The following is a 23,900-nucleotide window of genomic DNA, read 5'->3' as shown; positions in this document are numbered from 1 at the left end:
CCAGTTCTCGATACGCCAAACCTGACACCCATGTCGAGTTTTCTGGAGGAGCGGCAATGGGCGAGGGTAGGGTGCGGTCGGGCCGGCAGGCACGGCAGGCGGAACGGGCGGCAAAGGGGGGCGGCATGGGCCGGCCCTACATCGTGCGGAACATCCCGACCTATGACGTGCTCTCTGAAGAGAACCTGATCCGAATAGAACAGGCAGCCGACCGGGTTCTGGCCGAAACGGGGATCGAGTTCCGCGACGACCCCGCGGCGCTGGACCTGTGGCGCCGTGCCGGCGCAAAGGTCGATGGCGTGCTGGTCAAATTCGAACCCGGCATGCTGCGCGAGATCCTGAAGTCAGCTCCATCCGAGTTCACCCAGCATGCCCGCAATCCGTCCAATTCGGTTCGGATCGGGGGCAGGAACGTGGTGTTTTCCCCCGCCTATGGCAGCCCCTTCGTGATGGATCTGGACCGCGGCCGCCGCTTCGGGACGATCGAGGACTTCCGCAACTTCATCCGCCTGGCGCAATCTTCGCCGAACTTTCACCATTCCGGCGGGACGATCTGCGAACCGACGGATCTGCCCGTGAACAAGCGGCATCTCGACATGGTGCTTGCCCATATCGAATTGTCGGATCGGCCCTACATGGGCTCTGTCACCGCTGAAAGCCGGGCCGAAGATAGCATCCAGATGAGCCGGATCGTCTTTGGCGAGGCGTTTGTGAACGAAAATTGCGTTATTCTGGGGAATGTGAACGTCAATTCGCCTTTGGTCTGGGATGGCACGATGACGCTGGCATTGCGCGCCTATGCCCGCGCCAATCAGGCGGCGGTGATCGTGCCGTTCATCCTGGGCGGGGCGATGGGGCCGGTGACGAATGCGGGCGGGATCGTGCAGGCCTTGGCCGAAACGATGGCCGGCTGCGCGCTGACGCAGCTGGAACGAAAGGGCGCACCGGTGATCTTCGGCAACTTCCTCAGCTCGATGTCGCTGCGATCGGGCAGCCCCACCTTCGGCACGCCAGAGCCAGCGATCGGTTCGCAAGTGATCGGGCAGCTGGCGCGTCGGCTGAATCTGCCGCTGCGGTGTTCGGGCAATTTCACCACGTCGAAGCTGCCTGACGCGCAGGCGATGATGGAAGGCACCATGTCCATGCTGGCAGCAATCCATTGCGGGGCAAACTTCATCCTGCATTCGGCCGGGTTCCTCGATGGCCTGTTGTCCATGTCTTACGAGAAATTCATGCTGGATGCAGACCTGTGTGGCGCGCTGCACGCCTATCTGGACGGGGTCAGGATCGACGAAGACCAGCTTGCCGTCGAGGCCTTCGCCGAGGTGGGACCCGGCAACCACTTCTTCGGTTGCAGCCACACGATGAAGCACTATGAAACGGCCTTCTGGGACAGCGAGCTGTCGGATAACGAACCGTTCGAGAAATGGGAGGCTGCCGGCTCAACCGATGCCGCGACGCGTGCCAACCGGCTTTGGAAGAAGCGGCTGGCAGAATATCAGCCGCCGCCGCTTGACGACGGCATCCGCGAGGCGCTGCATGACTTCGTCGCGCGCAGAAAGGCCGAAATGCCAGACGCCTGGCACTAGGGCCGGAAAGGGGGCGGCCGAAAACCCGGGGCTGGACGTCATGGCCTGAGGATCAGCTTTCCGTCGGCAAATTCCATCCGGAACTGACCCAGGTAGTCCATGCCCAGAAGCGACTGTTCCAGCACGCCTTCGGTGACGAATGCACGGAAATCCTGGTGCCGGAACGGGCCCAGTTCGACGATCGGCAAGGTCACCCGCGCCGTCCGCACCACGCCGTTTGCGGTGTTGGCCTGGCCAAGGAACATCAGGCTGTCCGGCGCGATTCCCAGCCGCTCGGCATCCCGGTCCGACAGCACCATGCCCGAGGCGCCGGTATCGACCATGAACCTGATCGGCGTGCCATTTATCGTAAGCGTCAGGTAATAATGCCCGTCCGGCGCGCGCGGCACCACGACCGATCCGGTCTGCGTCACCTCTTGCATGGGCAGGATGTCGCGGCGGATGTCGGACCAAAGGCCGTATCCGGCCACGATCCCGACGAAGATCAACCCCCAAGCCATGGCCATGCGCAGCGCCTGACCCATGCGCTGGCGGAATTCAACCAGCACCCAGCCGCCAAGCGCCACCAGGATGATTGCCAGATAGCCCACGCGGGCCAGGGTTTCGCCGTCCATGCCTGTCTCCATTCCCGCCTGATATGGGGGTAGGGGGCGGCGAAGGAAAGGTCAGCCGATCAGTCCCGTGCCGCGCACGCCATCGATCACGAACTGCACCGAAAGGGCCGCCAGCAGCATGCCCAGAAGGCGGGTGATGACGATGGTGCCGGTGCGGCCCAGCATCCGCTCCAGAGGCGGAGAGGCGAGCAGGAAGGCGAAGGTCACCGCCATCATCACCAACATCAGCCCCAGCACCCAAAGCGTGCCGGTCCAGTCAGGCCCGGCCTGACCGACCAGCAGGATCATGGTGGCGATCGCCCCGGGCCCCGCGATCAGGGGTGTTGCCAGTGGAAATACCGAGGGGTCGTGGTCAGGCTCGGCCTGCTGCCCTTCGCGCCGCTGGGTACGGCGCTCGAACAGCATGTCGAGCGCGGTGAGAAACAGCAGGATTCCGCCTGCGATGCGGAAGGCAGGCATCGAGATGCCGACGAAGGCAAGGATCGCCTCGCCAGCCAGGCCGAAGATGAGCAGAAGAAAGGCTGCGATCAGGCAGGCCCGCCGCGCCATGGCCCGCCGCTGGTCGGGCGCCATGCCGCGGGTCAGGGCGATGAACAGCGGCACAAGGCCCGGCGGGTCGATCACCACGAACAGCGTGGCGAAGGCGGTGATGAGAAAGGCGGTTTCCGGCATCTGTCCCCCGGGAGTTTCCCGCAGGCTAGGCGGCAACCCGCGCTTTGGGAAGCGGAACCTCAGAAGATGCCCTGGCCGAGGGTCGCCGGGTCGATGCCGGGGGTCGATCAGAATTCGGCGGCGAAGGGGGGCGGGGTGGCCAGCACCCGCCCCAGCTCCGCGCGCAGGATGGATCTGCGCAGCGCATAGGCCGTCGCCTCGACGCAATTCGGCGGCGTCAGGCTGTGGTGCGGGCGCAAGGCCATCGCCTCGGTCGTCCAGTCCGCGCGGGTGCCGGGCAGGACGGGCGGCTCGATCTGCCAGTCGGCGACGAAAAGCGCACGCAGGTCGCTGGGCAGGACCTGGGCGAGGTCGATGGCCTGCTGCGCGGTCAGCCGTCGCCGGAAGGCCGGCAAGACGCCCCGGACGGCGGTGTAGGCAAGGTTGTCGGTCTCGAGATCCATCGCCTGGCGCGCGTGGGCAAGAAAGGCCTGCCATTCGCGCGTTGCCTGGCGGTAGCTCCAGGGTATCGGCGTCTCAGACAACCGCCTCCAGCCGTTCCTGCGCGGCAAGCCACAGCGCCTCGGCCTTGTCGAGCGCCTGCATCACCTCGGCATATTTCGCGTTCCAGGTGGCCAGTTCGCCCTTGCGCGCGTCCTCGTAAAGCGCGGGGTCGGCAAGCTTGGCCGAAAGCTTGTCGCGCATCGCGCTCAGCTTTTCCAGCCGCTCCTCGCACTTGCGGACCTCTGCCTTCAGGGCAAGGATCTCATCACGACTGGTTTTCCTTGTTTTTTCCGTGGGTTTCGGCGCGGTTTTCACCTCGTCATCACCCGCCAGAAGCTGGCGGCGGTAGGCTTCCAGATCCTCGGTATAGGGCGTCACGGTACCATCCTTGACCAGCCAGAGCCGGTCAGCCACGAGGCTGAGGAGATGCATGTCGTGGCTCACCAGGATCACCGCACCCGGATATTCGGTCAACGCCTCGACCAGTGCCTCGCGGCTTTCGATGTCGAGGTGGTTGGTGGGTTCGTCGAGGATCAGAAGATGCGGCGCGTCGATGGTGGCCAGAAGCAGCGACAGTCGCGCCTTCTGCCCGCCCGACAGACGACCCACTACCGTTTCCGCCTGGTCCGCCATCAACCCGAAGCCCGCCAGCCGCGCGCGCAGGCGGGCCTGCCCCTCGTCCGGGCGCAGGCGCATAACGTGCTGTAGGGGCGTCTCGTCGAGATGCAGCTCGTCAACTTGATGTTGGGCGAAATAGCCAATCCGCAGCTTTGACGAGCGGGCGATCCTGCCCTCGGACGGTTGAAGTTTACCCGCCAGAAGCTTGGAAAGTGTAGACTTTCCTTCGCCATTCCGCCCAAGGAGCGCGATACGGTCGTCCTGGTCGATGCGCAGGTTCAGCCGGCGCAGGACCGGGGGGCCACCATAGCCCACCGCTGCCCCGTCCAGATTGATGATCGGCGGCGCGAGCTCCTCGGGGGCAGGGAAGCTGAAGGCGACCTTCTTCGCCTCTTCCGGCGGCGTGACGGGGGTCAGCTTTTCCAGCATCTTGACGCGCGACTGCGCCTGTGCGGCCTTCGTGGCCTTGGCCTTGAAGCGATCGACGAAGCTTTGCAGATGGGCACGCCGCGCTTCGACCTTCTTCGCCTCGGCCTGCAACACGGCGCGGCGCTCGGCCATCTGGCGTGCGAATTGGTCGTAGCCGCCTTGCCAGTAGGTGAGCTTGCGGCTGTCAAGATGCAGGATGCCCTGCACAGCGCGGTTCAGAAGGCCACGGTCGTGGCTGATGATGAGGACGGTGTGGGGGTATTTCTGAAGATAGCTTTCCAGCCAGAGCGCGCCTTCGAGGTCGAGATAGTTGGTCGGCTCGTCCAGAAGCAGATAGTCGGGCCGGGCAAACAGCACGCCCGCCAGCGCCACCCGCATTCGCCACCCCCCCGAGAACGCGGAACAGGGCATGCGCTGTTTGTCAGCATCGAAGCCCAAGCCCCGGAGAATGCTGGAAGCCCGCGCTTCGGCCGACCAGGCGTCGATGTCAGAAAGCCGGGCCTGGATCTCGGCAATCCGGTGCGGATCGGTGGCGGTCTCGGCCTCGGCCATCAATGCCGCGCGTTCGGTATCGGCGGCCAGCACCGTATCCACCAGCGAGGTGTCCGAGGACGGCACTTCCTGCGCGACGCCGCCGATGCGGGCACGCTGGGGGAGGGTGATCGTGCCGCCTTCCAGCGTAAGCTCTCCCCGGATCAGCCGAAAGAGCGTGGTCTTGCCCGCGCCGTTGCGGCCGACAAGGCCCACCTTGTGGCCGGTCGGTATGGTCGCGGTCGCGCCCTCGAACAAGGGGCGGCCCTCGACGCTGTAGGTGATGTCCTCGATCTTCAGCATGCAGGCGAAGTGCCCTAAGCGCGCCCTGCCGTCAATGCTGCGGCACCTTTTCAAGCCGGGCAGGCCGTGGTAGCAGCCGCCCGTCCCATTCCGGCGTGCGCGCCGCAACCCCATGGAGAGCCCGATGGCCATTGAACGCACCCTGTCGATCATCAAGCCCGACGCGACCAAGCGCAACCTTACCGGCAAGATCATTGCCAAGTTCGAGGAAGCCGGCCTGCGCGTCATCGCATCTAAGCGCATCCACCTGACGCCCGCCCAGGCCGGCCAATTCTACGCTGAACACAAGGAGCGCCCGTTCTACGGCGAGCTTTGCGCCTTCATGGCGTCGGAGCCGGTCGTGGTGCAGGTGCTGGAGGGCGAGAACGCCATCCTGAAGAACCGCGAAGTCATGGGAGCGACCGATCCGGCCCAGGCCGCCGACGGCACGATCCGCAAGGAATTCGCGCTGTCGAAGGGTGAGAACTCGGTGCACGGCTCGGACAGCGAAGCGTCGGCCGCGCGCGAGATTGCGTTCTTCTTCTCGGGCCTCGAACTGGTCGGCTGATCGAAACGCAATATCGAAGCGGCCCGGTTGAAGTGACCGGGCCGTTTCTGTTTGGAGCAGGGAGTAAGCGCAAATCCGATTATCGCATAATCAGTATTATGTAATGGAAAGGGCTCTGGCAAGCCGGTGCTCCCCGGGATATGACGCGCCACACCACCACAGGAGCCTGAGCCATGTTCGATCGTTCCATCAAGATCGCCCCCTCTATCCTGGCTGCGGATTTTGCCAACTTCGGCGCGGAATGTCGCGCGGTCGAGGCACAGGGTGCCGACTGGGTTCATGTCGATGTCATGGACGGCCATTTCGTGCCGAACCTGACGTTCGGACCGGCGATGTGTGCTGCACTTCGGCCGCACATAAAAGGCGTGATGGACGTGCATCTGATGATCTCGCCGGTGGATCCGTGGCTGGATGCCTTCGCTCAGGCCGGTGCCGACATCATCACCGCACATCTCGAGGCCGGACCGCACATTCACCGCACCTTGCAAGCCATTCGTGCACTTGGAAAAAAGGCCGGCGTTGCCCTGAACCCCGGCACCTCGGTCGAGGCGGTGTCCGATCTTCTTGACATTGTGGATCTGATTTGTGTCATGACGGTCAACCCTGGCTTCGGCGGTCAGGGCTTCATCGCCAGCCAGGTGGCCAAGGTGGAACGCCTGCGCGCCCTGATCGGCGACCGCCCGGTGCACATCGAGGTTGACGGTGGCATCACCGAAAAGACGGCGCCCTTGGTTGCAGCCGCTGGCGCCGATGTGCTGGTGGCCGGTTCGGCGGTGTTCAAGGGTGGCTCTGCTGACGCCCCGGCCGCCTATGGCGCCAACATCCGCGCAATCCGGGCAGCGGCCGAGGCAGCGCGTGACTGATCTGCCTGCCTTGATATTCGATCTGGACGGCACGCTGATCGACAGCGCGCCCGATATCCATTGCGCGGCCAACAAGGTGTTCGGCGCCCGGGGCATGGAGCCCTTCCCCTTCGACGTGGTCCGGGGCTTCATCGGAAACGGCGTTGGCGTGCTGGTCAGCCGCCTTCTTGCCAGCCGAGGGATGACGGATAGCGGTGACCTGCATGCGGCAATGGTTTCGGAGTTTCTGAGTATTTACGAAGAAGCCTTTGCAATGACTTCGCTTTACCCATCTGTGGCAGAGATGCTGACCGATCTGCATGATCGCGGCTATCCCCTGGCTATCTGCACCAACAAGCCACAGGCACCTGCACGCGCCGCACTGCGCCATTTCGGAATTGATCAGCTGTTCCGGGCTCTCATCGGCGGAGACAGTCTGGCCGAACGCAAGCCACATCCTGCCCCGCTGCGGGCCGCCATCGCGGCAACGGGCGCACGCCGGGCGCTGTTCGTTGGCGACAGCGAGGTAGATGCCGAAACCGCCCACGCAGCAGACGTTCCGCTGGCGCTGTTCACGGGCGGCTATCGCAAGGCTTCGGCCGAGTCGCTTGGGGCGCGGATCATCTTCGATCATCATGATGCCCTGCCCCGTCTTGTGACACATCTGACACCAAGGCTTTGATTTCCCGCCCCGGTGTCGATGAAAAGTTCCGTCTTGTCGCGGCATCGCCGGCATTTCGCCATGCGAAGTCTCGACAGCCCGGCTTGCGTTCCGTATCACTCGCGCATTGCCGGGGTGTGCCCAGAGGCTGAGACCACCTCTCCGCAGGGCTGCGCTGGCGACAGGGAAGATTGCCATGACAGATCATTCGATTTTGCCTCTCTTGAACCGCATCGCTGCCGCGCAGAGCATTGATGAAGCCTGGGCGCTGGCGACCGCACATTTTGCCAGCCTGGGCTTTCGGCGCGTGAACTACGGCTTCACGCGGTTCCGCCATCTGAAGACGATCGGCGATCCGGACGATGCGCTGTTTCTGTCCACCTGCGACTCTGACTATGTGAACCGCTATTTCCGCGGTGGATTCTATGCAAAGACCCCCGTCTTTCGCTGGGCCGAATGCAATTCGGGCGCCTGCACCTGGACATGGGTGAAGGAGGCGTTCGAAGCCGGACACCTTTCCGCAGAAGAAGCCGAGGCCGTGCGGCAGAACCTGGCCATGGGTGTCACTGCCGGGATCTCGGTCAGTTTCCCCGAGGTTTCGGCACGGTCGAAGGGCGCAATGGGCATGATTGCCGACCCCGGCCTGACCCACCAGGATGTGGACCGCATCTTTGCCGAAAGACGCGAAGAGATCCTGGCTGTCGCCAACATGATGCATCTGACGATTGTCCACCTGCCCCATCTTTCCCGCCACCGGGCGCTAAGCCCGCGCCAGCGTGAAGCTCTGGAATGGGTTGCCGACGGCAAGACCACGCAGGACGTGGCGCTTCTCATGGGCGTCAGTCCTGCCATGGTCGAAAAGCACCTGCGGCTTGCCAGAGAGGCGTTGTCCGTCGAAACCACGGCGCAGGCGGTGGCCAAGGGCGCATTGCTGAACATGATCTTCCAACGACTGCCCGACGCGGCCCGCGCAGCGCGATAAGGCCAGGTAAGGTTTCCCATACTGTCCTTACCCAAGGTCAGATGTATGGTCCGCCGAATACGACGCAAGGTTCCCCGGTCCGTTTCTGGTGCGGCGGGAACCCGGTTCGTTCCATCGTGTCCTCATCCCCAGGGTCCCGGGACGAACCTGACGGCGCGGCTCTCCCCGGGGCTGCGCCGTTTGCATTTTCGGGGCGCCGAAAAGCAAAGGGGCCGGCACCTCGCGGCTCCGGCCCCTTCCCCGTTCGTCCGGGCAATCAGCCTTGCAGGGCCTTTGCCACTTCGGCGGCAAAGTCTTCCTGCTTCTTCTCGACGCCTTCGCCCACCGCGACGCGCGCGTAGCCGGTGATCTCGACCCCGGCTTCCTTGGCCGCTTGGGCCACCGTCAGGTCAGGGTTGATCACGAACGCCTGGCCAAGCAGCGTGTTCTCGGCCAGGAACTTCTTCATCCGGCCCGGGATGATGTTCTGGTGGATCACCTGCTCGGGCTTGGGTTTGGCCGAAGCTGCGTTCTCTTCCAGGGCCTTGGCGGTCTGCACGGCCAGCTCGCGTTCCAGCACGGCCGGATCGAGCGTGGCTTCCGACAGCGACAGCGGCGCGGTTGCCGCGATGTGCATCGCGAACTGCTTGCCGATCTCTTCCGCCTTGGCCTTGTCACCCTTCAGCGCGACCAGCACGCCGATCTTGCCCATGCCAGGAGCGGCAGCATTGTGTACATAGGACACCACGGTGTCGCCTTCCAGCACATGCATCCGGCGGAAGGTCATGTTCTCGCCGATGCGGGCAATGGCTTCCTGGATGACGGTTTCGACCGTCTTGCCGTTCAGATGGGCGGCCTTCACGACCTCGATCGAGTCGCCGGTGGTCAGCGCCACGTTCGCCACGTCGCGGACCAGCGCCTGGAAGTCCTCGTTCTTGGCGACGAAGTCGGTCTCCGAGTTGATCTCGATCGCCACGCCGCGGCCATCGGTGACGGCGACGCCGATCAGGCCCTCGGCAGCGACCCGGTCGGCCTTCTTGGCGGCCTTGGCCAGGCCCTTGGTGCGCAGCCAGTCAACGGCAGCTTCCATGTCGCCGTTGGTTTCGGTCAGGGCCTTCTTGGCATCCATCATCCCCGCGCCGGTCGATTCGCGCAGTTCCTTCACCATCTGAGCGGTGACAGTCATTGTCTCTCTCCTTGGAATCGATGGCCCGGCGGGATAGGCCCGCCGGGTGAAAATTCGGTGACAGTCCGGGGCTCAGGCCTCGGCGACCGCCTGTTCCTCGGGGGCAGCTTCCAGAGCGCCCAGGTCGACACCGGCCGCGCCCATCTGGGCCGACATGCCATCAAGCGCGGCGCGGGCCACGAGGTCGCAATACAGCGCGATGGCGCGCGCCGCGTCGTCGTTGCCGGGGATCACATAGTCAACGCCCTTGGGCGAGCAGTTGGTATCGACCACCGCCACCACCGGGATGCCCAGCTTTTGCGCTTCCTGGACGGCGAGGTCTTCCTTGCCCACGTCGATGATGAACAGAAGGTCCGGAATGCCGCCCATCTCGCGGATGCCGCCCAGGCTGGCCTGCAGCTTGGCCTGGTCACGCTCCATCCCAAGGCGTTCCTTCTTGGTCAGGCCCTCGCCACCCGCGCCCAGCACCTCGTCCAGGTGCTTCAGGCGCTGGATCGACTGCGAGACGGTCTTCCAGTTGGTCAGCGTGCCGCCTAGCCAGCGGTGGTTCATGTAATACTGCGCGCATTTCTCGGCGGCTTCGGCGATCGGCTTCTGGGCCTGACGCTTCGTGCCGACGAACAGGATGCGGCCGCCCTTGGCCACGGTGTCGCGCACGACCTTGAGGGCCTGTTCCAGCATCGGAACGGTCTGGGTCAGGTCGATGATGTGAATGCCGTTGCGGTCGCCATAGATGTATTCCGCCATCCTGGGGTTCCAGCGGGCGGTCTGGTGGCCGTAGTGAACGCCAGCCTCAAGCAGCTGACGCATGGTGAACTCGGGGAGCGCCATGTCCTTTTCCTTTCCGGTTTCGCGCCTCGGGCCAGTGATTTCAGGGCTATTGCCCCAACCGGTGGACCTGACGGGATTTCTCCCCGCCAAGGCCCGCACCAACCCTGTGAAGTGCCGCGCGTATAGACGGAAGCTGTGAGGGCATCAAGGCCCTGTTTCGCCCATCCTCTCGCAACCTCCCCCGACGGCCTCGTGCAGTCGTCGCCTTTCGACAGGCGGTTGCAGGGCATGACCCGAGACGGGCCTTGCCGCTAGCCACGAATGTCCAGACGCACGGGTGCGTTGCGCCTGCCCCCGGTCGGGCTTGCGCCGGTCGGGGCTTTCAGCAATCAAGGCACAATGATGCCCGAAATCCTCTGCATCGGTTCGGTCCTGTGGGACATCATCGGTCGCTCGTCCACGTCGATGCGGCTGGGTTCGGACATGCCCGGACGCATCAGCCGCCTGCCCGGGGGTGTGGCCATGAACATCGCGATGACCCTGCGTCGCTTCGGCATGACCCCTGCCCTGTTGACAGCCATTGGTCGCGATGCCGAGGGCGACGAACTGCTTGCCGCCTGCGACCGACTGGGGCTGGTGACGGACCATGTCTACCGGCCGGATGATCTGCCGACTGACCGCTACATGGCCGTCGAGGGTGCGAATGGCCTGATCGCGGCCATAGCTGACGCCCGTTCGCTGGAGGCTGCGGGCGACAGGATCCTGCGCCCGCTGTCGGACGGGCGCCTCGGCACTGCTGCCGCGCCGTGGGGTGGGCCGATCGCCCTTGATGGCAATCTTACCGAGGCGCTGCTTGCCGCGATTGCGGCCTCTCCTCTCTTATCGGCCGCCGACCTGCGTGTGGCGCCTGCCTCGCCCGGCAAGGCCGGCCGTCTGCTGCCCCTGCTGGCCCATCCCTCGGCCACGCTCTACGTCAACCTGGAAGAGGCGAACATCCTGGCGCGCAGCGATGCAGCCACCGCACCCGAGGCCGCCGAGGCCCTGCTTGCCTGCGGCGCAGAGCGCGTTCTGGTGACAGATGGCAGCGCGCCTGCCGCGGACGGGCGCCGCGGCAAAGGTGTCATCGCATCCGCCCCGCCGCAGGTGCAGGTGACACGTGTCACCGGTGCGGGCGATACGTTCATGGCCGCGCATCTGGTGGCCGAACGGCGCGGCGCCTCGCGTGCAGACGCCCTGGAACAGGCGCTGCGGGCCGCAGCATCCTATGTATCGGGAGATATCGGTTCATGACCCTGCCGCTTACCTATTCGCCCGAAGTGGCGCAGGCCCGAAAGGCCGGAGCCCCGGTTGTAGCCCTTGAAAGCACAATAATAACTCACGGCATGCCATTCCCGCGGAATGTGGAAACGGCCAGACAGGTGGAGGCCGAGGTTCGCGCCCATGGCGCCACGCCTGCCACCATCGCGATCATGGACCGGCAAATCCACATCGGCCTGACCGAGGCACAGCTCGACGCCCTGGGCCAGGCCCGGGACGTGGCAAAGCTTTCCCGGGCCGATCTGGCGGCCTGCCTCGCCTCGGGAGGCATCGGGGCCACCACGGTGGCCGCGACGATGATCTGTGCGCATCTGGCAGGTATCAAGGTCTTTGCAACTGGCGGCATAGGCGGCGTGCATCGGGGGGCGGAAACTACCTTTGACATTTCGGCCGACCTGAGAGAGCTGGCTGAAACCCCGGTCACGGTGGTCGCCGCCGGGGCGAAGGCGATCCTGGACCTGCCTAAGACGCTGGAATACCTGGAAACCATGGGCGTGCCGGTCATCGCCGTGGGCCAGGACGACTTTCCAGCCTTCTGGTCGCGTTCTTCGGGTCTGAAAGCACCGCTGCGCATGGATAGCCCCGCCGAGATCGCCGCCGCCCACCGCATGCGCGTCCGGCTTGGCCTGCCGGGTGGCCAACTGGTTGCCAATCCGATCCCGGCCGAGGCCGAGATCCCGCGCTCTGAGATCCTGCCGCATATCGAGGCTGCGCTGGCCGAGGCCGCGCGCGATGGGATCGCCGCGAAGGCCGTGACCCCTTTCCTGTTGCAACGCCTTTTTGAACGCACGGCCGGCCGGTCGCTCGCGGCCAATATCGCGCTGGTCCTGTCGAACGCCCGGCTGGCAGCAGCCATCGCCGCCCATCTGGACCGGCAAGACTGAAATTCTCGTGTGAAAGGCCCGGCCCCGTTGCGGGAGGCGCCCGGCTGACCCTAATGTGCCGCCTACTGGGGGCCTGACATCGTGAACGAACCGTCGCAACCGACCCGCCGCGGCTTTCTGGCCAGCCTGCGTGCCAGCTTCCTGACCGGTCTTGTCGTCGTCCTGCCCGTGGGGCTGACGATCTATGTCGTCTGGGCCGCGATCGGCTGGATCGACGGATGGATCCTGCCGCTTATTCCCGCCGCCTATCAGCCGGACGTACTGATCCGCGACTGGTTCGGACCGGATTACGAATTTCCCGTGCGGGGCATGGGGGTACTGGTCTTCCTGATCGGCACGATTCTGGTGGGCTGGCTGGCCAAGGGCCTTCTGGGCCGGTCGATCATCCGAAAGGGTGAAGATCTGGTTAACCGGATGCCGATAGTCCGGTCGATCTACGGCGCCCTGAAACAGGTGGCCGAGACCTTCTTCAACAAGAAGGAACAAAGCTTCGACAAGGTCGTTCTGGTCGAATTTCCCCGCCCCGGCAGCTGGGCGCTGGGGTTCCTGTCAACCCGGCCAAAGGGCGAACTGGCCGCGCGGCTCGCGGCGCTCGGACCCGACATGTCGGCCGTGTTCGTTGGCCTGACGCCCTTTACCAGCGGGATGCTGCTTTTCGTGCCGACGAAGGATCTGGTCGTGATGGACATGGGCGTGGACGACGCCGCCAAGCTGATCGTTTCGGGCGGGCTGGTCTATCCCATGCCCAGGGAAGCGGCGGCCAAGCCTGAAACCCCCGGCAGGTCTGCGCCGCGCTAGGCCCCGATCTTTGCTTTGCCGTGGGCAAGGAAACCGCCTGCGCGACCGGGAGGCGCCTTACAACGCCGTCCAGCCGCCATCGACGGAAATCGTCGTTCCGGTGATCTGATCCGCCGCCGGGCTGCACAGAAAGACAGCCGTACCACCAATCTGTTCGACCGTGGCGAACTGGCGCGAGGGCTGGCGTTGCAGCATGACCTCACGGATCACCGTTTCGCGGTCCATCCTGTGGACCTTCATCTGTTCCGGGATCTGCGCCTCGACCAGGGGCGTCAGTACATAGCCGGGGCAGATCGCGTTGCAGGTGATGCCTTGGCCGGCAACCTCCAGCGCAACGGTTTTGGTCAGTCCGACGACACCGTGCTTGGCGGCGACATAGGCCGACTTGAAGGGGCTGGCGGTCAGACCGTGGGCACTGGCAATGTTCACGATCCGGCCCCACCCCCGTTCTTTCATCCCCGGCAGGGCAGCGGCGGTGGCATGAAAGGCGGAACTGAGGTTGATCGCCAGGATCGCATCCCATTTTTCGACCGGGAACTCCTCGATCGGGCTGACGAACTGGATCCCGGCGTTGTTCACCAGGATGTCGCACCCACCGGCCTTTTCAACCAGGGCCCGGCATTCGGCCCCCTTTGACATGTCGGCCGCGATGTAACGCGCCGTCACACCGTGCCGGGCGCCCAGATCGCTGGCAAGCTCATGGTCCTCGGCGCGGTCGGTGAAGCTGTTCAGAACCACGTCGGCCCCAGCCGCCGCCAACGATTCTGCCACACCCAGACCGATTCCCGAATTCGATCCGGTGACGATGGCCCGCTTGCCCTTCAGCGTCATATCGCGCTCTCCCGTGCTGCATCTGCGAAAAAGCATACGGCGATTGCGGCGGACGGCGCCAGTCATTGCGCACAAAAAAAACGCCGGCGCGAGGCCGGCGTCAAGTCTTTGAGGCAGGTTTCATACAGGCAAGAAACCTATCGAGCAGTAACTTCCTTATAGTCGTCTCTTTGCCGATGGCCAAGCTAAAAGTTTGAATTGGCTGACGGACATGCTTAGGCTCGGCGACCGGAACGACCTATGAACAGGGACCCCAGAATGTTGCGCCACCTAGCCGCTGCCGTGATCCGTCTTGCCCTGCCGCTGGCCCTTGCCGCAAGCGCGACACTGGCGCGTGCCGAACCGATGCATGGCATAGCTATGTATGGCGACCCCGCACTTCCCCCGGATTTTGTGTCCCTGCCCCAAGCCAACCCTGATGCTCCCAAGGGCGGTCAGATCACCATGGCGGTGAACGGCAGCTTCGACACGCTGAACCCCTTCATTACCGCGGGCAGCCCGGCCGAGGGTGTCGCGCCCCTGACATTCGAGACGCTGATGGCGCGAAGCTTCGACGAACCCTTTACCCTGTACGGCCTTCTGGCCGAATCGGTCGAGACTGACGATGCCCGGACCTACGTGGAATTTACCTTGCGTGAAGAGGCGCGATTCGCCGACGGCAGCCCTGTGACTGTCGAGGACGTGCTCTGGTCTTACGAGACGCTGGGCACGCTGGGCCATCCGCGATATCATGGTGCATGGAAGAAGGTCGCAAGCGCAGAAGCGACCGGCCCGCGCACGGTGCGCTTCACCTTCAACACCGAAGACCGCGAACTTCCGCTGATCCTAGGCCTTCGTCCGATCCTGAAGAAGGCGGATTTCGACGGCAAGGATTTCGAGGCAACGACGCTGGACCGGCTGACCGGGTCGGGGCCATATGTCGTCGATCGCGTCGATCCCGGCGTGCAGATCACCTTCCGGCGCAACCCCGACTGGTGGGGAAAGGATCTGCCCATAAACCGCGGCCAGTGGAACTTTGATACGATCCGCTTCGACTATTTCGCCAACCCTGTCGCGGTCTTCGAATCGGTCAAATCCGGCGCGATCACTGCCTATCGCGAGGACAACCTTGCCCGCTGGGCCAGCCGCTACGACTTTCCGGCCATCACCAGCGGAGAGATGGTGAAGCTCGAGGTGCCGCACGACCGGCCCTCGGGGATCATCGGTTTCGTCATGAATACGCGCCGACCGCAGTTTGCCGACTGGCGCGTGCGCGAGGCGATGATCGAGATGTTCAACTTCGACTTCATCAACCGCACGATCACCGGCAGCGCCGCGCCAAGGATCACCTCCTACTTCTCGAACAGCCCGTTCGCGATGGTTCCCGGCGCCCCGGCCGAAGGACGGGTGCTTGAACTGCTTGAACCATTCCGCGCCGATCTTCTGCCCGGCACGATCGAAGGCTACGCCCTGCCGGCCAGTGACGGAACCGAACGCAACCGCGCCGGCCTGCGCCGCGCGCTGGCGCTTCTGGAAGAGGCCGGATGGACCATCGCCGACGACGGCCTTCTGAAGAACGCCGCCGGCCGGCCCTTCACCTTCGAAATCCTGCTGACCATCGGCCAGGACGAGGCTGCCAGCATCGCCGCGATCTATGTCGAGGCGCTGAAGGACATCGGCGTTACCGCCACGGTTTCCATGCTGGACAGCGCGCAGATGAAGACGCGCACCGACACCTTCGACTTCGACATGACCTACATGATCCGCACCATGTCGCTGTCACCGGGCAACGAACAGAACCTCTACTGGTCATCGGAGGCGGCCGATACCGAGGGCTCGCGCAACTGGATGGGGGTGAAGTCGCCCGCCATCGACGCGGTGATCGGCGCGATTCTGTCCGCCCGCAGCCAGGAAGAGGCCGCGGCCGCCGCCCAGGCGCTGGACCGGCTGCTGACTGCCGGGCGCTATGTGGTGCCCTTCTGGTATGCCGACCGCAACCTGATCGTCCACCGCAAGGAACTGAAGCAGCCTGAACGGGTGCAGCTTTACGGCGACTGGGGCTACTCCTATCTTCCCGCCCTGTGGTGGTATGAGGAATGACCCACGGGCAACGATACGAGGCAGAACGATGCAGAAATTCCTGATCCTGACCGCAACTCTGCTGGCGTTGGCCGGCTGCAACACGGTCGCCGGCGTGGGCGAGGATGTCTCGGCCGGCGCACGCAAGGTCCAGAGCATGTTCTGACGGCCCGGGAGAGGGTCCACTCCCGGGTGCCTGCACCACTGTCTCAGACGAGGGACGTGACCCAGAGGATCGTTGCATCCTCTTCCGACAGACTGATCACGTTGTGGCCCATAGCCGCATCGTAATAGGCGCTGTCGCCCCGGCGCAGGTCGACGGGTTCGTAAAATTCGGTATAAAGCCGCACCACGCCGGTCAGGACATAGAGGAATTCCTCACCGTCGTGGCGGACCCAGCCGTCGAATTCCTCGAAGGCCCGCGCCCGGATCGTGGCGCGGTAGGGCAGCATCTGCTTCTTCGTCAGGCTGGCGGCCAGAAGCTCGTGCTCGTAGGTGGCGGTTGCCTGGCTCTGGCCCTCGGCCGCCTTGGTTACCGCCATCCGCCCCATGACCTGCGCCTTGGATGGCGGCGTGAAAAGCTGCGGCACACCGATCGACAACCCCTGCGCCAGCTTCTTCAGCGCCTCGTAAGTCGGGCTCATCTGGCCGTTCTCGATCTTGGACAGGGTGGACCGCGCCAGGCCCGCGCGCGTTGCCGCCTCTTCCAGCGTCCAGCCCTTTGACCGGCGCAGCTCGCGCACCCTTTCGCCCAGGTTTACCGGTTCCACATGCACCTCGCCCCCGGCTTCGCGGGCGACACGGATCATGGTCTTTGGATCGGTCGGTTGCATGGTTCTCCGATAGTCCACAGGCACCGGCCTTGCAACTGCGCTGCGGCAATGCCACCCCTTGGCCATGCTTTCAGTCATCGACACCCGCCCGCATCCGCCTGTGCCACCCGCGATGAACCTTACGGCGCATGTACTGGGCCGCGCCAGGGCGCCCGATGAAAAACCTGCGCTGGTGATCCTGCATTCCGACCGGGACGAGACCCTGACCTACGCCCGACTTCAGGCCCTCGTCCTGGGTTGCGCGCGCCATCTCTTCACCCTTGGCCTCGCCCCCGGCGACCGCATCCTGATGCGACTGGGGAACGGCCCCGCCTTTCCCATCGTCTTTCTCGGGGCCATCGCGGCAGGCCTGGTCCCCGTCCCCACCTCTGCCGCGCTGACGGTGGCCGAGATCACGCGACTTGCCGGCCTTGTCGGGCCCCGCCTGATCGTGGCCGAGCCCGGAATCGCCCTGCCCCAGGGGGAAATCGCCACCATCGCACCCGACCTCGCCCTGTGGGAGGCAATGCCGCCCCTGCCCCCTGTCGCCGCCGACCCGGAGACCGAGGCTTATGTGATCTTCACCTCTGGCACTTCGGGCAGGCCTGCCGCGGTCAGCCACGCCCATCGCGCAATCCTGGCACGGCAGCCGATGCACCAGGGATGGGAGGGGCTGACCCCCGAAGATCGGCTGCTGCACGCCGGGGCAATGAACTGGACCTACACGCTGGGCACCGGGCTGCTAGACCCCTGGACGGTTGGCGCCACTGCGCTGATCCCCGCACCCGGCACGCCGCCTGCCGCCTTGCCCACCCTGCTGGCCCGTGGCGCGGCCACGATCTTTGCCGCTGCGCCCGGCGTATTTCGCCAGATGCTGCGCGCGCCCATCCCTGCCCTGCCCCGGATGCGCCACGCGTTATCGGCGGGCGAGGGTCTGCCACCGGCCACTCGCGCGGCCTGGGAAGATGCGACCGGCACCCGGGTGCACGAGGCGCTCGGGATGACCGAAATCTCGACCTATCTGTCCGGCTCTCCCGCCCGCCCGGCGCTGCCCGGCAGCGTGGGATATGTCCAGCCCGGCCGCCACGTCGCGCTGCTGGGCGAGGACGGCCAACCCGTCACACGCGGCGCCCAGGGCGAACTTGCCGTCGCCACTACCGATCCCGGCCTGATGCGCGGTTACCTGGGGGCACCCGCCCCGCAAGGCCCCTGGTTCCGCACCGGTGACATGGCCATCATGGCGGCTGACGGCGCCGTAACCCACCTGGGCCGCAAGGACGACCTGCTGAACGCGGGGGGCTTCCGTGTCTCGCCTGTCGAGGTAGAGGCGGCCTTCGAGGGCCTTCCGGGCCTTCTGGCCTGCGCTGCGACCGAGGTCGAACCCGCACCCGGCACGAAGATCATCGCCCTTTTCTACGAAGCCCCGTGCGAAATCGGCGACGCGCTTCTGCGCCGGCGCGCGGAAAGCGCACTTGCCCGCTGGAAGCAACCGCGTCACTACCAGCACATCCCTGCCCTGCCCCGCACTGCGACCGGCAAGGTCATCCGCCGGGCCCTCGGCCCGCTTTACGCAAGGCCCGCCACATGATCCGCCAGCCCGTCCGCCTTGACATCTTTCTGGATCCGGTCTGCCCCTGGTGCCTTGTCGGCAAGGCCAATCTCGACCGGGCGCTCGCCGACCATCCCGACCATCCTTTCAGCGTCCAATGGCACCCGTTCCAGCTCAACCCAGACATGCCGGCCGAAGGGGTGCCGAAGCGCGCCTGGCTTGAGGCCCGGTTCGGCGGGAAGGAGCGCGTGGACGCAGTCCACGAACGCCTGCGCGAGGTCGCCCGCTCCGCCGGCGTGACGCTTGATCCCGACAGGCCGCAGCGGATACCCAACACGCTGAACGCCCATCGCCTGATCCACTGGGCCGGAATCGAGGGGTGCCAGTCCGAAGTCGTCAGCCGCTTGATGCGCGCCTATTGGGAAGAAGGCCGCGATATCGGCGAAATGGAAACCCTGGCGGCCATTGCGGGCGAGGCGGGCATGGATCCGGCAGCCACGCTGCGGCTGCTGCAATCCGACGCCGATGCCGACGACATCGCCGCCCGCGATGCCGATGCGCGGGCAAAGGGGGTCAGTTCGGTGCCCACTTTCCTTGTCGCCCAGACCTATGTGGTGACCGGAGCCCAGCCGCCCGGACTTTGGGCACAGGTCATCGCCGAACTTGCCGATCGCGAGCAAGCCCAGTGACTGACAAGGCCCAGGCCCCGACCCATAGACTCGGCCAGACCGAATTTGTCGCACTGATGGCGATGCTTTTTGCCACCATTGCCATATCCATTGACGCGGTGTTGCCGGCCCTGCCCGATATCGCCGCGACGCTGACCCCATCGGCGCCGAATGCCGCGCAGCTGGTGGTCACCAGCTTTGTCCTTGGCATGGGGCTTGGCACCTTCGTCGCGGGGCCGCTGTCCGACCGGTTCGGGCGCAAACGCGTGATCATGGCAGGCTCGGGCGTCTACGCGCTGGCGGCCCTGGCCTGTTATGTCGCGCCCACACTGGAAACCCTGTTGATCGCGCGCCTGGTGCAGGGGATCGGCGCGGCGGCGCCGCGAACCGTGTCGGTCGCCATGATCCGCGACCTGTTCCACGGGCGCGAGATGGCGCGGATCATGTCCTTCGCGATGATGATTTTCACCATCGTCCCTGCCATCGCGCCGCTCATGGGCCAGGGCATCATCGCGCTGGCCGACTGGCACGCGATCTTTCTGGCCTATGTCGCCTTTTCCGGTCTGACCATGCTGTGGCTTGGCCTGCGCCAACCCGAGACGCTGCCCGAAGACAGCCGGCGCAGCCTGCATCTGGGCGACCTTGCCCGCGCCACGATCGAGCTAGCCCGGCATCCGGTCGTGATCGTCTCGACCGTGTTGCAGACCCTGACCCTGGGCGCGCTGTTCGCCACGCTGTCCTCGATCCAGCCGATCTTCGAAACTGTCCACGGCCGCGCCGACAGCTTCCCGCTCTGGTTCGCGGTGATCGCGGTGGCCTCGATGTCGGGCAGCCTGCTGAACAGCCGAATTGTGATGACGTTGGGCATGCGCCGCGTGGTGCGGGGCACCTACGCCGCCCAGATCGGCCTGACGCTGGTTACGCTGGGGCTGCTGGGTACGGGGCTGGTCACGGGGAATACGGCCTTTGTCGTGCATCTGGTGTGGTGCATCGGGTTGTTCGCGATGATGGGCCTGACAATGGGCAACCTTAACGCGCTGGCCATGGAACCCGTGGGCCATATTGCGGGTCTTGCGGCATCGGTCATCCTGTCGCTGGCAACCGTGGGCTCGGTCCTGCTGGCAATCCCGGTCGGACTGGCCTTCGACGGCACGGTGATGCCGCTGCTGTGGGGCGTGGCGGTGCTGATCGGCCTGGCGCTGGCCCTGTCACTGGCAACCCTGGGCGAGCCGCGGGACTAGAGCCGTCTGGGGTGGTGCGCACGTCCTTGCCGGACAGATGCACGAAGTCGTCGGCAAGCGGGTTAGTTATCCCGCCTTTCCGACCTTTTCCGCCTTTCCCGCCCTGACCACCTCGGCCAGATCGCGGGCTATTGCGAAGGCACCCTTGATGCGGTCTGCCTCCGACTTCATCTCGCCCGTCAGCACGATACGATTGCCGTTCACTTTTGCCGCCGGCCCCTGGGCCTTCAGGAAATCGACCAGACCGGCGGGATTGGCGAACTTGTCGTTGTGGAACTGGATCGTTGCGCCCTTCGGTCCCACATCCAGCCTTGCGATCCCTGCCCGCTTGCACATCGCCTTGATGCGCACGATGAGCATCAGCGTGTTCACCTCTTTCGGCAGGGGGCCGAACCGGTCGATCAGTTCGGCCGCGAAGCCCTCCAGTTCCACCTTTGTCGTCAGCGACGACAGCCGTCGGTAAAGCCCCAGCCGGATGTCGAGATCCGGGATGTAGTCCTCGGGGATCATGACGGGAACACCAAGGTTCAACTGCGGGCTCCAGTCATCGGAAATCGTGGACAAACCTTGCAATTCACCTGACTTGATCCTGGCGATCGTCTCTTCCAGCATCTGCTGGTAGAGTTCGTATCCCACTTCCTTGATGTGGCCGGACTGCTCCTCGCCCAGAAGGTTCCCCGCCCCGCGCAGGTCAAGGTCGTGGCTGGCCAGGTTGAAGCCAGCACCAAGGCTGTCAAGGCTGCCCAGCAGGCGCAACCGCTTCACCGCCTGAGGTGTCAGCGGCGCGCGCGGCTTGGTTGTCAGATAGCAATAGGCCCGCGTCTTTGACCGCCCAACCCGGCCCCGGATCTGATACAGCTGGGCCAGACCGAACATGTCCGCCCTGTGAACAATCATCGTGTTTGCACGGGGTATATCCAGACCGCTTTCAACAATGGTTGTCGCCAGCAGCACGTCATACTTGCCATCGTAGAACTGGTTCATGCGGTCATCCAGCTCGCCTGCCGCCAGCTGACCATGGGCGATGACGTAGCTTACCTCGGGGACATGGGTCTTTAGGAAGTCCTCGACCTCGTTCAGGTCTGAAATCCGGGGCACGACATAGAAGGACTGCCCGCCCCGGAACCTTTCGCGCAAGAGTGCCTCGCGAATGGTTATCGTGTCAAATTCCGAAACATAGGTGCGGATCGCAAGCCGGTCCACCGGCGGTGTCGCGATGATCGAGAGATCCCGCACCCCGGTCAGCGACAGTTGCAGCGTGCGCGGAATCGGTGTGGCAGTCAGCGTAAGCACATGCACTTCCGACCGCATCTCCTTCAGGCGTTCCTTGTGGGCAACGCCGAAATGCTGTTCCTCGTCGATGATCAGCAGCCCGAGTTTCTTGAACGTCACCCCCTTTGCCAAGAGCGCATGGGTCCCGACGACGATATCTACCGATCCGTCGGCCATGGCGGCGCGGGTCGCATTGGCGTCCCTTGCTGAAACAAAGCGCGACAAGGGTTTGACTGTTATCGGAAAACCCCGGAACCGCTCGGCAAAGCTGCGGTAGTGCTGTCGCGCCAACAGCGTCGTCGGACAGACCACGGCGACCTGCATCCCCGAAAGCGCGGCGATGAAGGCCGCGCGCATCGCAACCTCTGTCTTGCCGAAGCCGACATCGCCAACAATCAGCCGGTCCATCGGGCTGCCCTTTTCCAGGTCGGCCACCACATCCGCGATCGCGGCAAGCTGGTCGTCGGTTTCCTGATAGGGGAAGCGGGCAGCGAAGGCCTCCCACAGCGAGTGCGGCGCCTCCAGGATCGGGGCATGGCGCAGCGCGCGTTCCGCCGCCACCCGCATCAGGCGGTCGGCAATTTCCTTGATCCGTTCCTTTAGCCTTGCCTTCTTCGCCTGCCATGCCCCACCGCCCAGACGGTCCAGCAGCCCTTCCTCATGGCCGTAGCGGCTGAGAAGTTCGATATTCTCGACCGGAAGGTAAAGCTTTGCATTGTCGGCATATTCCAGTGCAACACAGGCATGGGGCGCGCCAAGCGCGGTGATCGTCTCGATCCCCAGATAGCGACCCACCCCATGTTCGACATGCACCACCAGATCGCCGGGCGACAGGGTATCGACCTCGCGCAGGAAGTTGTCGGCCTTGCGCCTGCGGCGGGGTTTTCCCACCATCCGGTCGCCCAGCACATCCTGTTCCGAGATCACCGCAAGGCCCGGCGCCACGAAGCCGGCTTCCAGCGGCCAAACGACAAGAAAAAGCCCGCCCTTGCCTTCCGGCACCTCGCGGAAATCGGCAATTTCCCGTGCCCCGGTCAGGCCATGGTCGGCCAGAAGACCCTTCAGCCGCTCTCGCGCGCCCTCGGACCAGCTGGCGACGACGACCTGGGCCTCTTTCGAAAGCGCGCCGATGTGATCGGCCAGTGCGCCGAAAAGGTTTACGTTTTCCTGCTGACGTTCGGGTGCAAAGTTCCGCCCGGCCCGGGCGCCCGCATCCAGCACGCCAGGCCCTGGCGCCTGGGGCAACGGCGAAAGCTGCACCAGGCGGTGCCCGGCCAATGCTGACTGCCATGCGGCGTCGTCAAGATACAGTTCCCCGGGCGGCACAGGCTTGTAGACCGTGTCGATGCGCCCCTTGGCACTCATCGCCTCGTGGCGCGCATCATAGCTGTCGTCGATCGCCTCCCAGCGAGCCAGACGCGCGGGTGTCACCTGGTCGTCCAGCATCACGCTGGCTTCGGGCAGATAGTCGAACAGCGTCTCCAGCCGCTCGTGGAAGAAGGGCAACCAGTGCTCCATCCCCTGGTGCTTGCGTCCCGCGCTGACGGCTTCGTACAGCGGGTCATCCGTGCCCGCCGCGCCGAATGCGATGCGGTAGTTCTGGCGGAACCGGGCGATAGCCGCCTCGTCCAGGATGATCTCGGACACAGCGGCGAATTCGACACGCTTCAGCTTTTCGACGGTCCGCTGGGTGGCGGCATCGAACCGCCGTGCGCCGTCCAGCACATCGCCGAAGAAATCCAGCCGGATCGGGCCGCCCGGCCCAGGCGGGTAGATGTCGATGATCCCTCCGCGCAACGCATAGTCGCCGGGTTCCGCCACGGTCGAGACAGGCGAAAACCCCATCCGTGCAAGGAAGCCCTTCAGCCGTGCCTCATCGACGCGTTGCCCGACTTCAGCCCGGAACGAGGCAGCGCGCACCACGTCACGCGCGGGCACCTTCTGGGTCGCAGCATTCAGCGTGGTCAGCAGAACGAAGGGGCCGTTCAGCCCGTCGGCCAGCACCGAAAGCGTGGCCATGCGGCGGGCGCTGATGTCGGGGTTGGGGCTGACACGGTCATAGGGCAGGCAGTCCCAGGCCGGGAAATCCAGCACCGCGACCTCTGGCGCCATCACGGCCAGCGCCGCCCGCATAGCTTCGGCCCGCTTGTCGTCACGGGCGATGTGGATCACCGGGCGCCCGCGCGCCATTTCCTTCGCCACAAGCCGCGCGTCAAAACCTTCGGGCGCGCCGCCCAGGATGATGCGTTCTGCTGTCATGCCG

Annotated in this window: 22 protein-coding genes; 13 read left to right on the top strand and 9 right to left on the bottom strand. The window is 64.9% G+C overall.

Annotation, left to right across the window (positions count from 1 at the left end; translation table 11 throughout):
• Positions 1-56 precede the first annotated feature (56 nt).
• Positions 57-1,589, top strand: a complete 1,533-nt coding sequence (locus tag EZM81_RS01960) for a trimethylamine methyltransferase family protein (protein WP_135449112.1) — start codon at positions 57-59, stop codon at positions 1,587-1,589.
• A gap of 38 nt (positions 1,590-1,627) precedes the next feature.
• On the opposite strand, the gene EZM81_RS01955 is transcribed toward EZM81_RS01960, so the two are convergent.
• From EZM81_RS01955 to EZM81_RS01940, 4 genes are all read right to left on the bottom strand, one after another.
• The gene (locus EZM81_RS01955) at positions 1,628-2,203 is read right to left on the bottom strand and encodes a TIGR02281 family clan AA aspartic protease (RefSeq protein ID WP_135449113.1); all 576 of its coding nucleotides are present in this window, start codon (positions 2,201-2,203) and stop codon (positions 1,628-1,630) included.
• Positions 2,204-2,254: 51 nt separating this feature from the next.
• The gene (locus tag EZM81_RS01950) at positions 2,255-2,875 is read right to left on the bottom strand and encodes a MarC family protein (RefSeq protein ID WP_135449114.1); all 621 of its coding nucleotides are present in this window, start codon (positions 2,873-2,875) and stop codon (positions 2,255-2,257) included.
• Between the two features lie 107 nt (positions 2,876-2,982).
• The gene (locus EZM81_RS01945; RefSeq protein ID WP_248298105.1) at positions 2,983-3,399 is read right to left on the bottom strand and encodes a DUF2267 domain-containing protein; all 417 of its coding nucleotides are present in this window, start codon (positions 3,397-3,399) and stop codon (positions 2,983-2,985) included.
• Entirely contained in the window at positions 3,392-5,239 is a 1,848-nt protein-coding gene (locus EZM81_RS01940) for an ABC-F family ATP-binding cassette domain-containing protein (protein WP_136644580.1), read from the bottom strand. Before EZM81_RS01940 ends, EZM81_RS01945 begins: the two co-directional genes overlap by 8 nt.
• A 124-nt stretch (positions 5,240-5,363) precedes the next feature.
• Here EZM81_RS01940 and ndk point away from each other — a divergent pair, with 124 nt between their 5' ends.
• The 4 genes from ndk to EZM81_RS01920 all read left to right on the top strand — a co-directional run bounded on the left by ndk (position 5,364) and on the right by EZM81_RS01920 (position 8,271).
• Entirely contained in the window at positions 5,364-5,786 is a 423-nt protein-coding gene (gene ndk / locus EZM81_RS01935) for a nucleoside-diphosphate kinase (protein ID WP_135449117.1), read from the top strand.
• Positions 5,787-5,959: 173 nt separating this feature from the next.
• Positions 5,960-6,649 carry a ribulose-phosphate 3-epimerase gene (gene rpe / locus EZM81_RS01930; protein WP_135449118.1) on the top strand — a complete coding sequence of 230 codons (690 nt, stop codon included), beginning with the start codon at positions 5,960-5,962 and terminating at the stop codon, positions 6,647-6,649.
• On the top strand, positions 6,642-7,310 hold the full coding sequence (gph, locus tag EZM81_RS01925) for a phosphoglycolate phosphatase (RefSeq protein WP_248298104.1): 669 nt from the start codon (positions 6,642-6,644) through the stop codon (positions 7,308-7,310). The genes rpe and gph overlap by 8 nt, the downstream gene beginning before the upstream one ends.
• 175 nt (positions 7,311-7,485) lie before the next feature.
• Entirely contained in the window at positions 7,486-8,271 is a 786-nt protein-coding gene (locus tag EZM81_RS01920; RefSeq protein WP_136644579.1) for a LuxR family transcriptional regulator, read from the top strand.
• 256 nt (positions 8,272-8,527) lie between these two features.
• On the opposite strand, the gene tsf is transcribed toward EZM81_RS01920, so the two are convergent.
• Together tsf and rpsB are read right to left on the bottom strand one after the other, a co-directional pair.
• The gene (gene tsf / locus EZM81_RS01915; protein WP_135449120.1) at positions 8,528-9,436 is read right to left on the bottom strand and encodes a translation elongation factor Ts; all 909 of its coding nucleotides are present in this window, start codon (positions 9,434-9,436) and stop codon (positions 8,528-8,530) included.
• Between the two features lie 72 nt (positions 9,437-9,508).
• On the bottom strand, positions 9,509-10,267 hold the full coding sequence (gene rpsB, locus EZM81_RS01910; RefSeq protein ID WP_136644578.1) for a 30S ribosomal protein S2: 759 nt from the start codon (positions 10,265-10,267) through the stop codon (positions 9,509-9,511).
• Between the two features lie 339 nt (positions 10,268-10,606).
• On the opposite strand from rpsB, the gene EZM81_RS01905 reads away from it, so the two are divergent.
• The 3 genes from EZM81_RS01905 (at position 10,607) to EZM81_RS01895 (ending at position 13,206) form a co-directional block, all read left to right on the top strand.
• Positions 10,607-11,497 carry a PfkB family carbohydrate kinase gene (locus EZM81_RS01905; protein ID WP_136644577.1) on the top strand — a complete coding sequence of 297 codons (891 nt, stop codon included), beginning with the start codon at positions 10,607-10,609 and terminating at the stop codon, positions 11,495-11,497.
• Positions 11,494-12,408 carry a pseudouridine-5'-phosphate glycosidase gene (locus tag EZM81_RS01900; RefSeq protein WP_135449122.1) on the top strand — a complete coding sequence of 305 codons (915 nt, stop codon included), beginning with the start codon at positions 11,494-11,496 and terminating at the stop codon, positions 12,406-12,408. Before EZM81_RS01905 ends, EZM81_RS01900 begins: the two co-directional genes overlap by 4 nt.
• 81 nt (positions 12,409-12,489) lie before the next feature.
• Positions 12,490-13,206 carry a DUF502 domain-containing protein gene (locus tag EZM81_RS01895; RefSeq protein ID WP_248298103.1) on the top strand — a complete coding sequence of 239 codons (717 nt, stop codon included), beginning with the start codon at positions 12,490-12,492 and terminating at the stop codon, positions 13,204-13,206.
• Positions 13,207-13,263: 57 nt separating this feature from the next.
• Here EZM81_RS01895 and EZM81_RS01890 read toward each other — a convergent pair whose 3' ends face one another.
• On the bottom strand, positions 13,264-14,037 hold the full coding sequence (locus tag EZM81_RS01890; protein WP_136644575.1) for a 3-hydroxybutyrate dehydrogenase: 774 nt from the start codon (positions 14,035-14,037) through the stop codon (positions 13,264-13,266).
• Between the two features lie 258 nt (positions 14,038-14,295).
• On the opposite strand from EZM81_RS01890, the gene EZM81_RS01885 reads away from it, so the two are divergent.
• The gene (locus tag EZM81_RS01885) at positions 14,296-16,116 is read left to right on the top strand and encodes an extracellular solute-binding protein (protein WP_371685710.1); all 1,821 of its coding nucleotides are present in this window, start codon (positions 14,296-14,298) and stop codon (positions 16,114-16,116) included.
• 28 nt (positions 16,117-16,144) lie between these two features.
• Positions 16,145-16,261 (top strand): entericidin A/B family lipoprotein, encoded by a 117-nt coding sequence (locus EZM81_RS01880; protein WP_135449125.1) that lies wholly within the window; start codon positions 16,145-16,147, stop codon positions 16,259-16,261.
• A 43-nt stretch (positions 16,262-16,304) separates the two neighbouring features.
• Here the strand turns inward: EZM81_RS01880 and EZM81_RS01875 are convergent, their stop codons facing one another.
• Positions 16,305-16,928, bottom strand: coding sequence for a helix-turn-helix domain-containing protein (locus EZM81_RS01875; protein WP_135449126.1), 624 nt, complete (start codon positions 16,926-16,928; stop codon positions 16,305-16,307).
• 64 nt (positions 16,929-16,992) lie between these two features.
• Between EZM81_RS01875 and EZM81_RS01870 the strand changes: the two genes are divergently transcribed.
• The 3 genes from EZM81_RS01870 to EZM81_RS01860 are packed head-to-tail and all read left to right on the top strand — an operon-like array spanning position 16,993 to position 20,365.
• Positions 16,993-18,495: a class I adenylate-forming enzyme family protein gene (locus EZM81_RS01870; protein ID WP_136644574.1), complete on the top strand. Its 1,503-nt coding sequence runs from the start codon at positions 16,993-16,995 to the stop codon at positions 18,493-18,495.
• Positions 18,492-19,145: a DsbA family oxidoreductase gene (locus EZM81_RS01865; RefSeq protein ID WP_136644573.1), complete on the top strand. Its 654-nt coding sequence runs from the start codon at positions 18,492-18,494 to the stop codon at positions 19,143-19,145. The genes EZM81_RS01870 and EZM81_RS01865 overlap by 4 nt, the downstream gene beginning before the upstream one ends.
• Positions 19,142-20,365 carry a multidrug effflux MFS transporter gene (locus EZM81_RS01860; protein ID WP_169052278.1) on the top strand — a complete coding sequence of 408 codons (1,224 nt, stop codon included), beginning with the start codon at positions 19,142-19,144 and terminating at the stop codon, positions 20,363-20,365. The genes EZM81_RS01865 and EZM81_RS01860 overlap by 4 nt, the downstream gene beginning before the upstream one ends.
• Positions 20,366-20,431: 66 nt before the next feature.
• Here EZM81_RS01860 and mfd read toward each other — a convergent pair whose 3' ends face one another.
• Complete coding sequence (gene mfd / locus EZM81_RS01855) at positions 20,432-23,896, bottom strand: transcription-repair coupling factor (RefSeq protein WP_136644572.1); 3,465 nt, start codon at positions 23,894-23,896, stop codon at positions 20,432-20,434.
• Positions 23,897-23,900 lie beyond the last annotated feature (4 nt).

It is taken from the genome of Tabrizicola sp. YIM 78059, assembly GCF_004959785.1.
GTDB lineage: Bacteria > Pseudomonadota > Alphaproteobacteria > Rhodobacterales > Rhodobacteraceae > Tabrizicola > Tabrizicola caldifontis.
This window is presented reverse-complemented; position numbering and strand designations above follow the sequence as displayed.

Excerpts from the sequence above, each read along its gene's own strand:
- EZM81_RS01960 (WP_135449112.1), top strand. The coding sequence starts at position 57 with ATGGGCGAGGGTAGGGTGCGGTCGGGCCGGCAGGCACGGCAGGCGGAA.
- EZM81_RS01955 (WP_135449113.1), bottom strand. The coding sequence starts at position 2,203 with ATGGACGGCGAAACCCTGGCCCGCGTGGGCTATCTGGCAATCATCCTG.
- EZM81_RS01950 (WP_135449114.1), bottom strand. The coding sequence starts at position 2,875 with ATGCCGGAAACCGCCTTTCTCATCACCGCCTTCGCCACGCTGTTCGTG.
- EZM81_RS01940 (WP_136644580.1), bottom strand. The coding sequence starts at position 5,239 with ATGCTGAAGATCGAGGACATCACCTACAGCGTCGAGGGCCGCCCCTTG.
- ndk (WP_135449117.1), top strand. The coding sequence starts at position 5,364 with ATGGCCATTGAACGCACCCTGTCGATCATCAAGCCCGACGCGACCAAG.
- rpe (WP_135449118.1), top strand. The coding sequence starts at position 5,960 with ATGTTCGATCGTTCCATCAAGATCGCCCCCTCTATCCTGGCTGCGGAT.
- EZM81_RS01920 (WP_136644579.1), top strand. The coding sequence starts at position 7,486 with ATGACAGATCATTCGATTTTGCCTCTCTTGAACCGCATCGCTGCCGCG.
- tsf (WP_135449120.1), bottom strand. The coding sequence starts at position 9,436 with ATGACTGTCACCGCTCAGATGGTGAAGGAACTGCGCGAATCGACCGGC.
- rpsB (WP_136644578.1), bottom strand. The coding sequence starts at position 10,267 with ATGGCGCTCCCCGAGTTCACCATGCGTCAGCTGCTTGAGGCTGGCGTT.
- EZM81_RS01905 (WP_136644577.1), top strand. The coding sequence starts at position 10,607 with ATGATGCCCGAAATCCTCTGCATCGGTTCGGTCCTGTGGGACATCATC.
- EZM81_RS01900 (WP_135449122.1), top strand. The coding sequence starts at position 11,494 with ATGACCCTGCCGCTTACCTATTCGCCCGAAGTGGCGCAGGCCCGAAAG.
- EZM81_RS01890 (WP_136644575.1), bottom strand. The coding sequence starts at position 14,037 with ATGACGCTGAAGGGCAAGCGGGCCATCGTCACCGGATCGAATTCGGGA.
- EZM81_RS01885 (WP_371685710.1), top strand. The coding sequence starts at position 14,296 with ATGTTGCGCCACCTAGCCGCTGCCGTGATCCGTCTTGCCCTGCCGCTG.
- EZM81_RS01880 (WP_135449125.1), top strand. The coding sequence starts at position 16,145 with ATGCAGAAATTCCTGATCCTGACCGCAACTCTGCTGGCGTTGGCCGGC.
- EZM81_RS01875 (WP_135449126.1), bottom strand. The coding sequence starts at position 16,928 with ATGCAACCGACCGATCCAAAGACCATGATCCGTGTCGCCCGCGAAGCC.
- EZM81_RS01870 (WP_136644574.1), top strand. The coding sequence starts at position 16,993 with ATGCTTTCAGTCATCGACACCCGCCCGCATCCGCCTGTGCCACCCGCG.
- EZM81_RS01865 (WP_136644573.1), top strand. The coding sequence starts at position 18,492 with ATGATCCGCCAGCCCGTCCGCCTTGACATCTTTCTGGATCCGGTCTGC.
- mfd (WP_136644572.1), bottom strand. The coding sequence starts at position 23,896 with ATGACAGCAGAACGCATCATCCTGGGCGGCGCGCCCGAAGGTTTTGAC.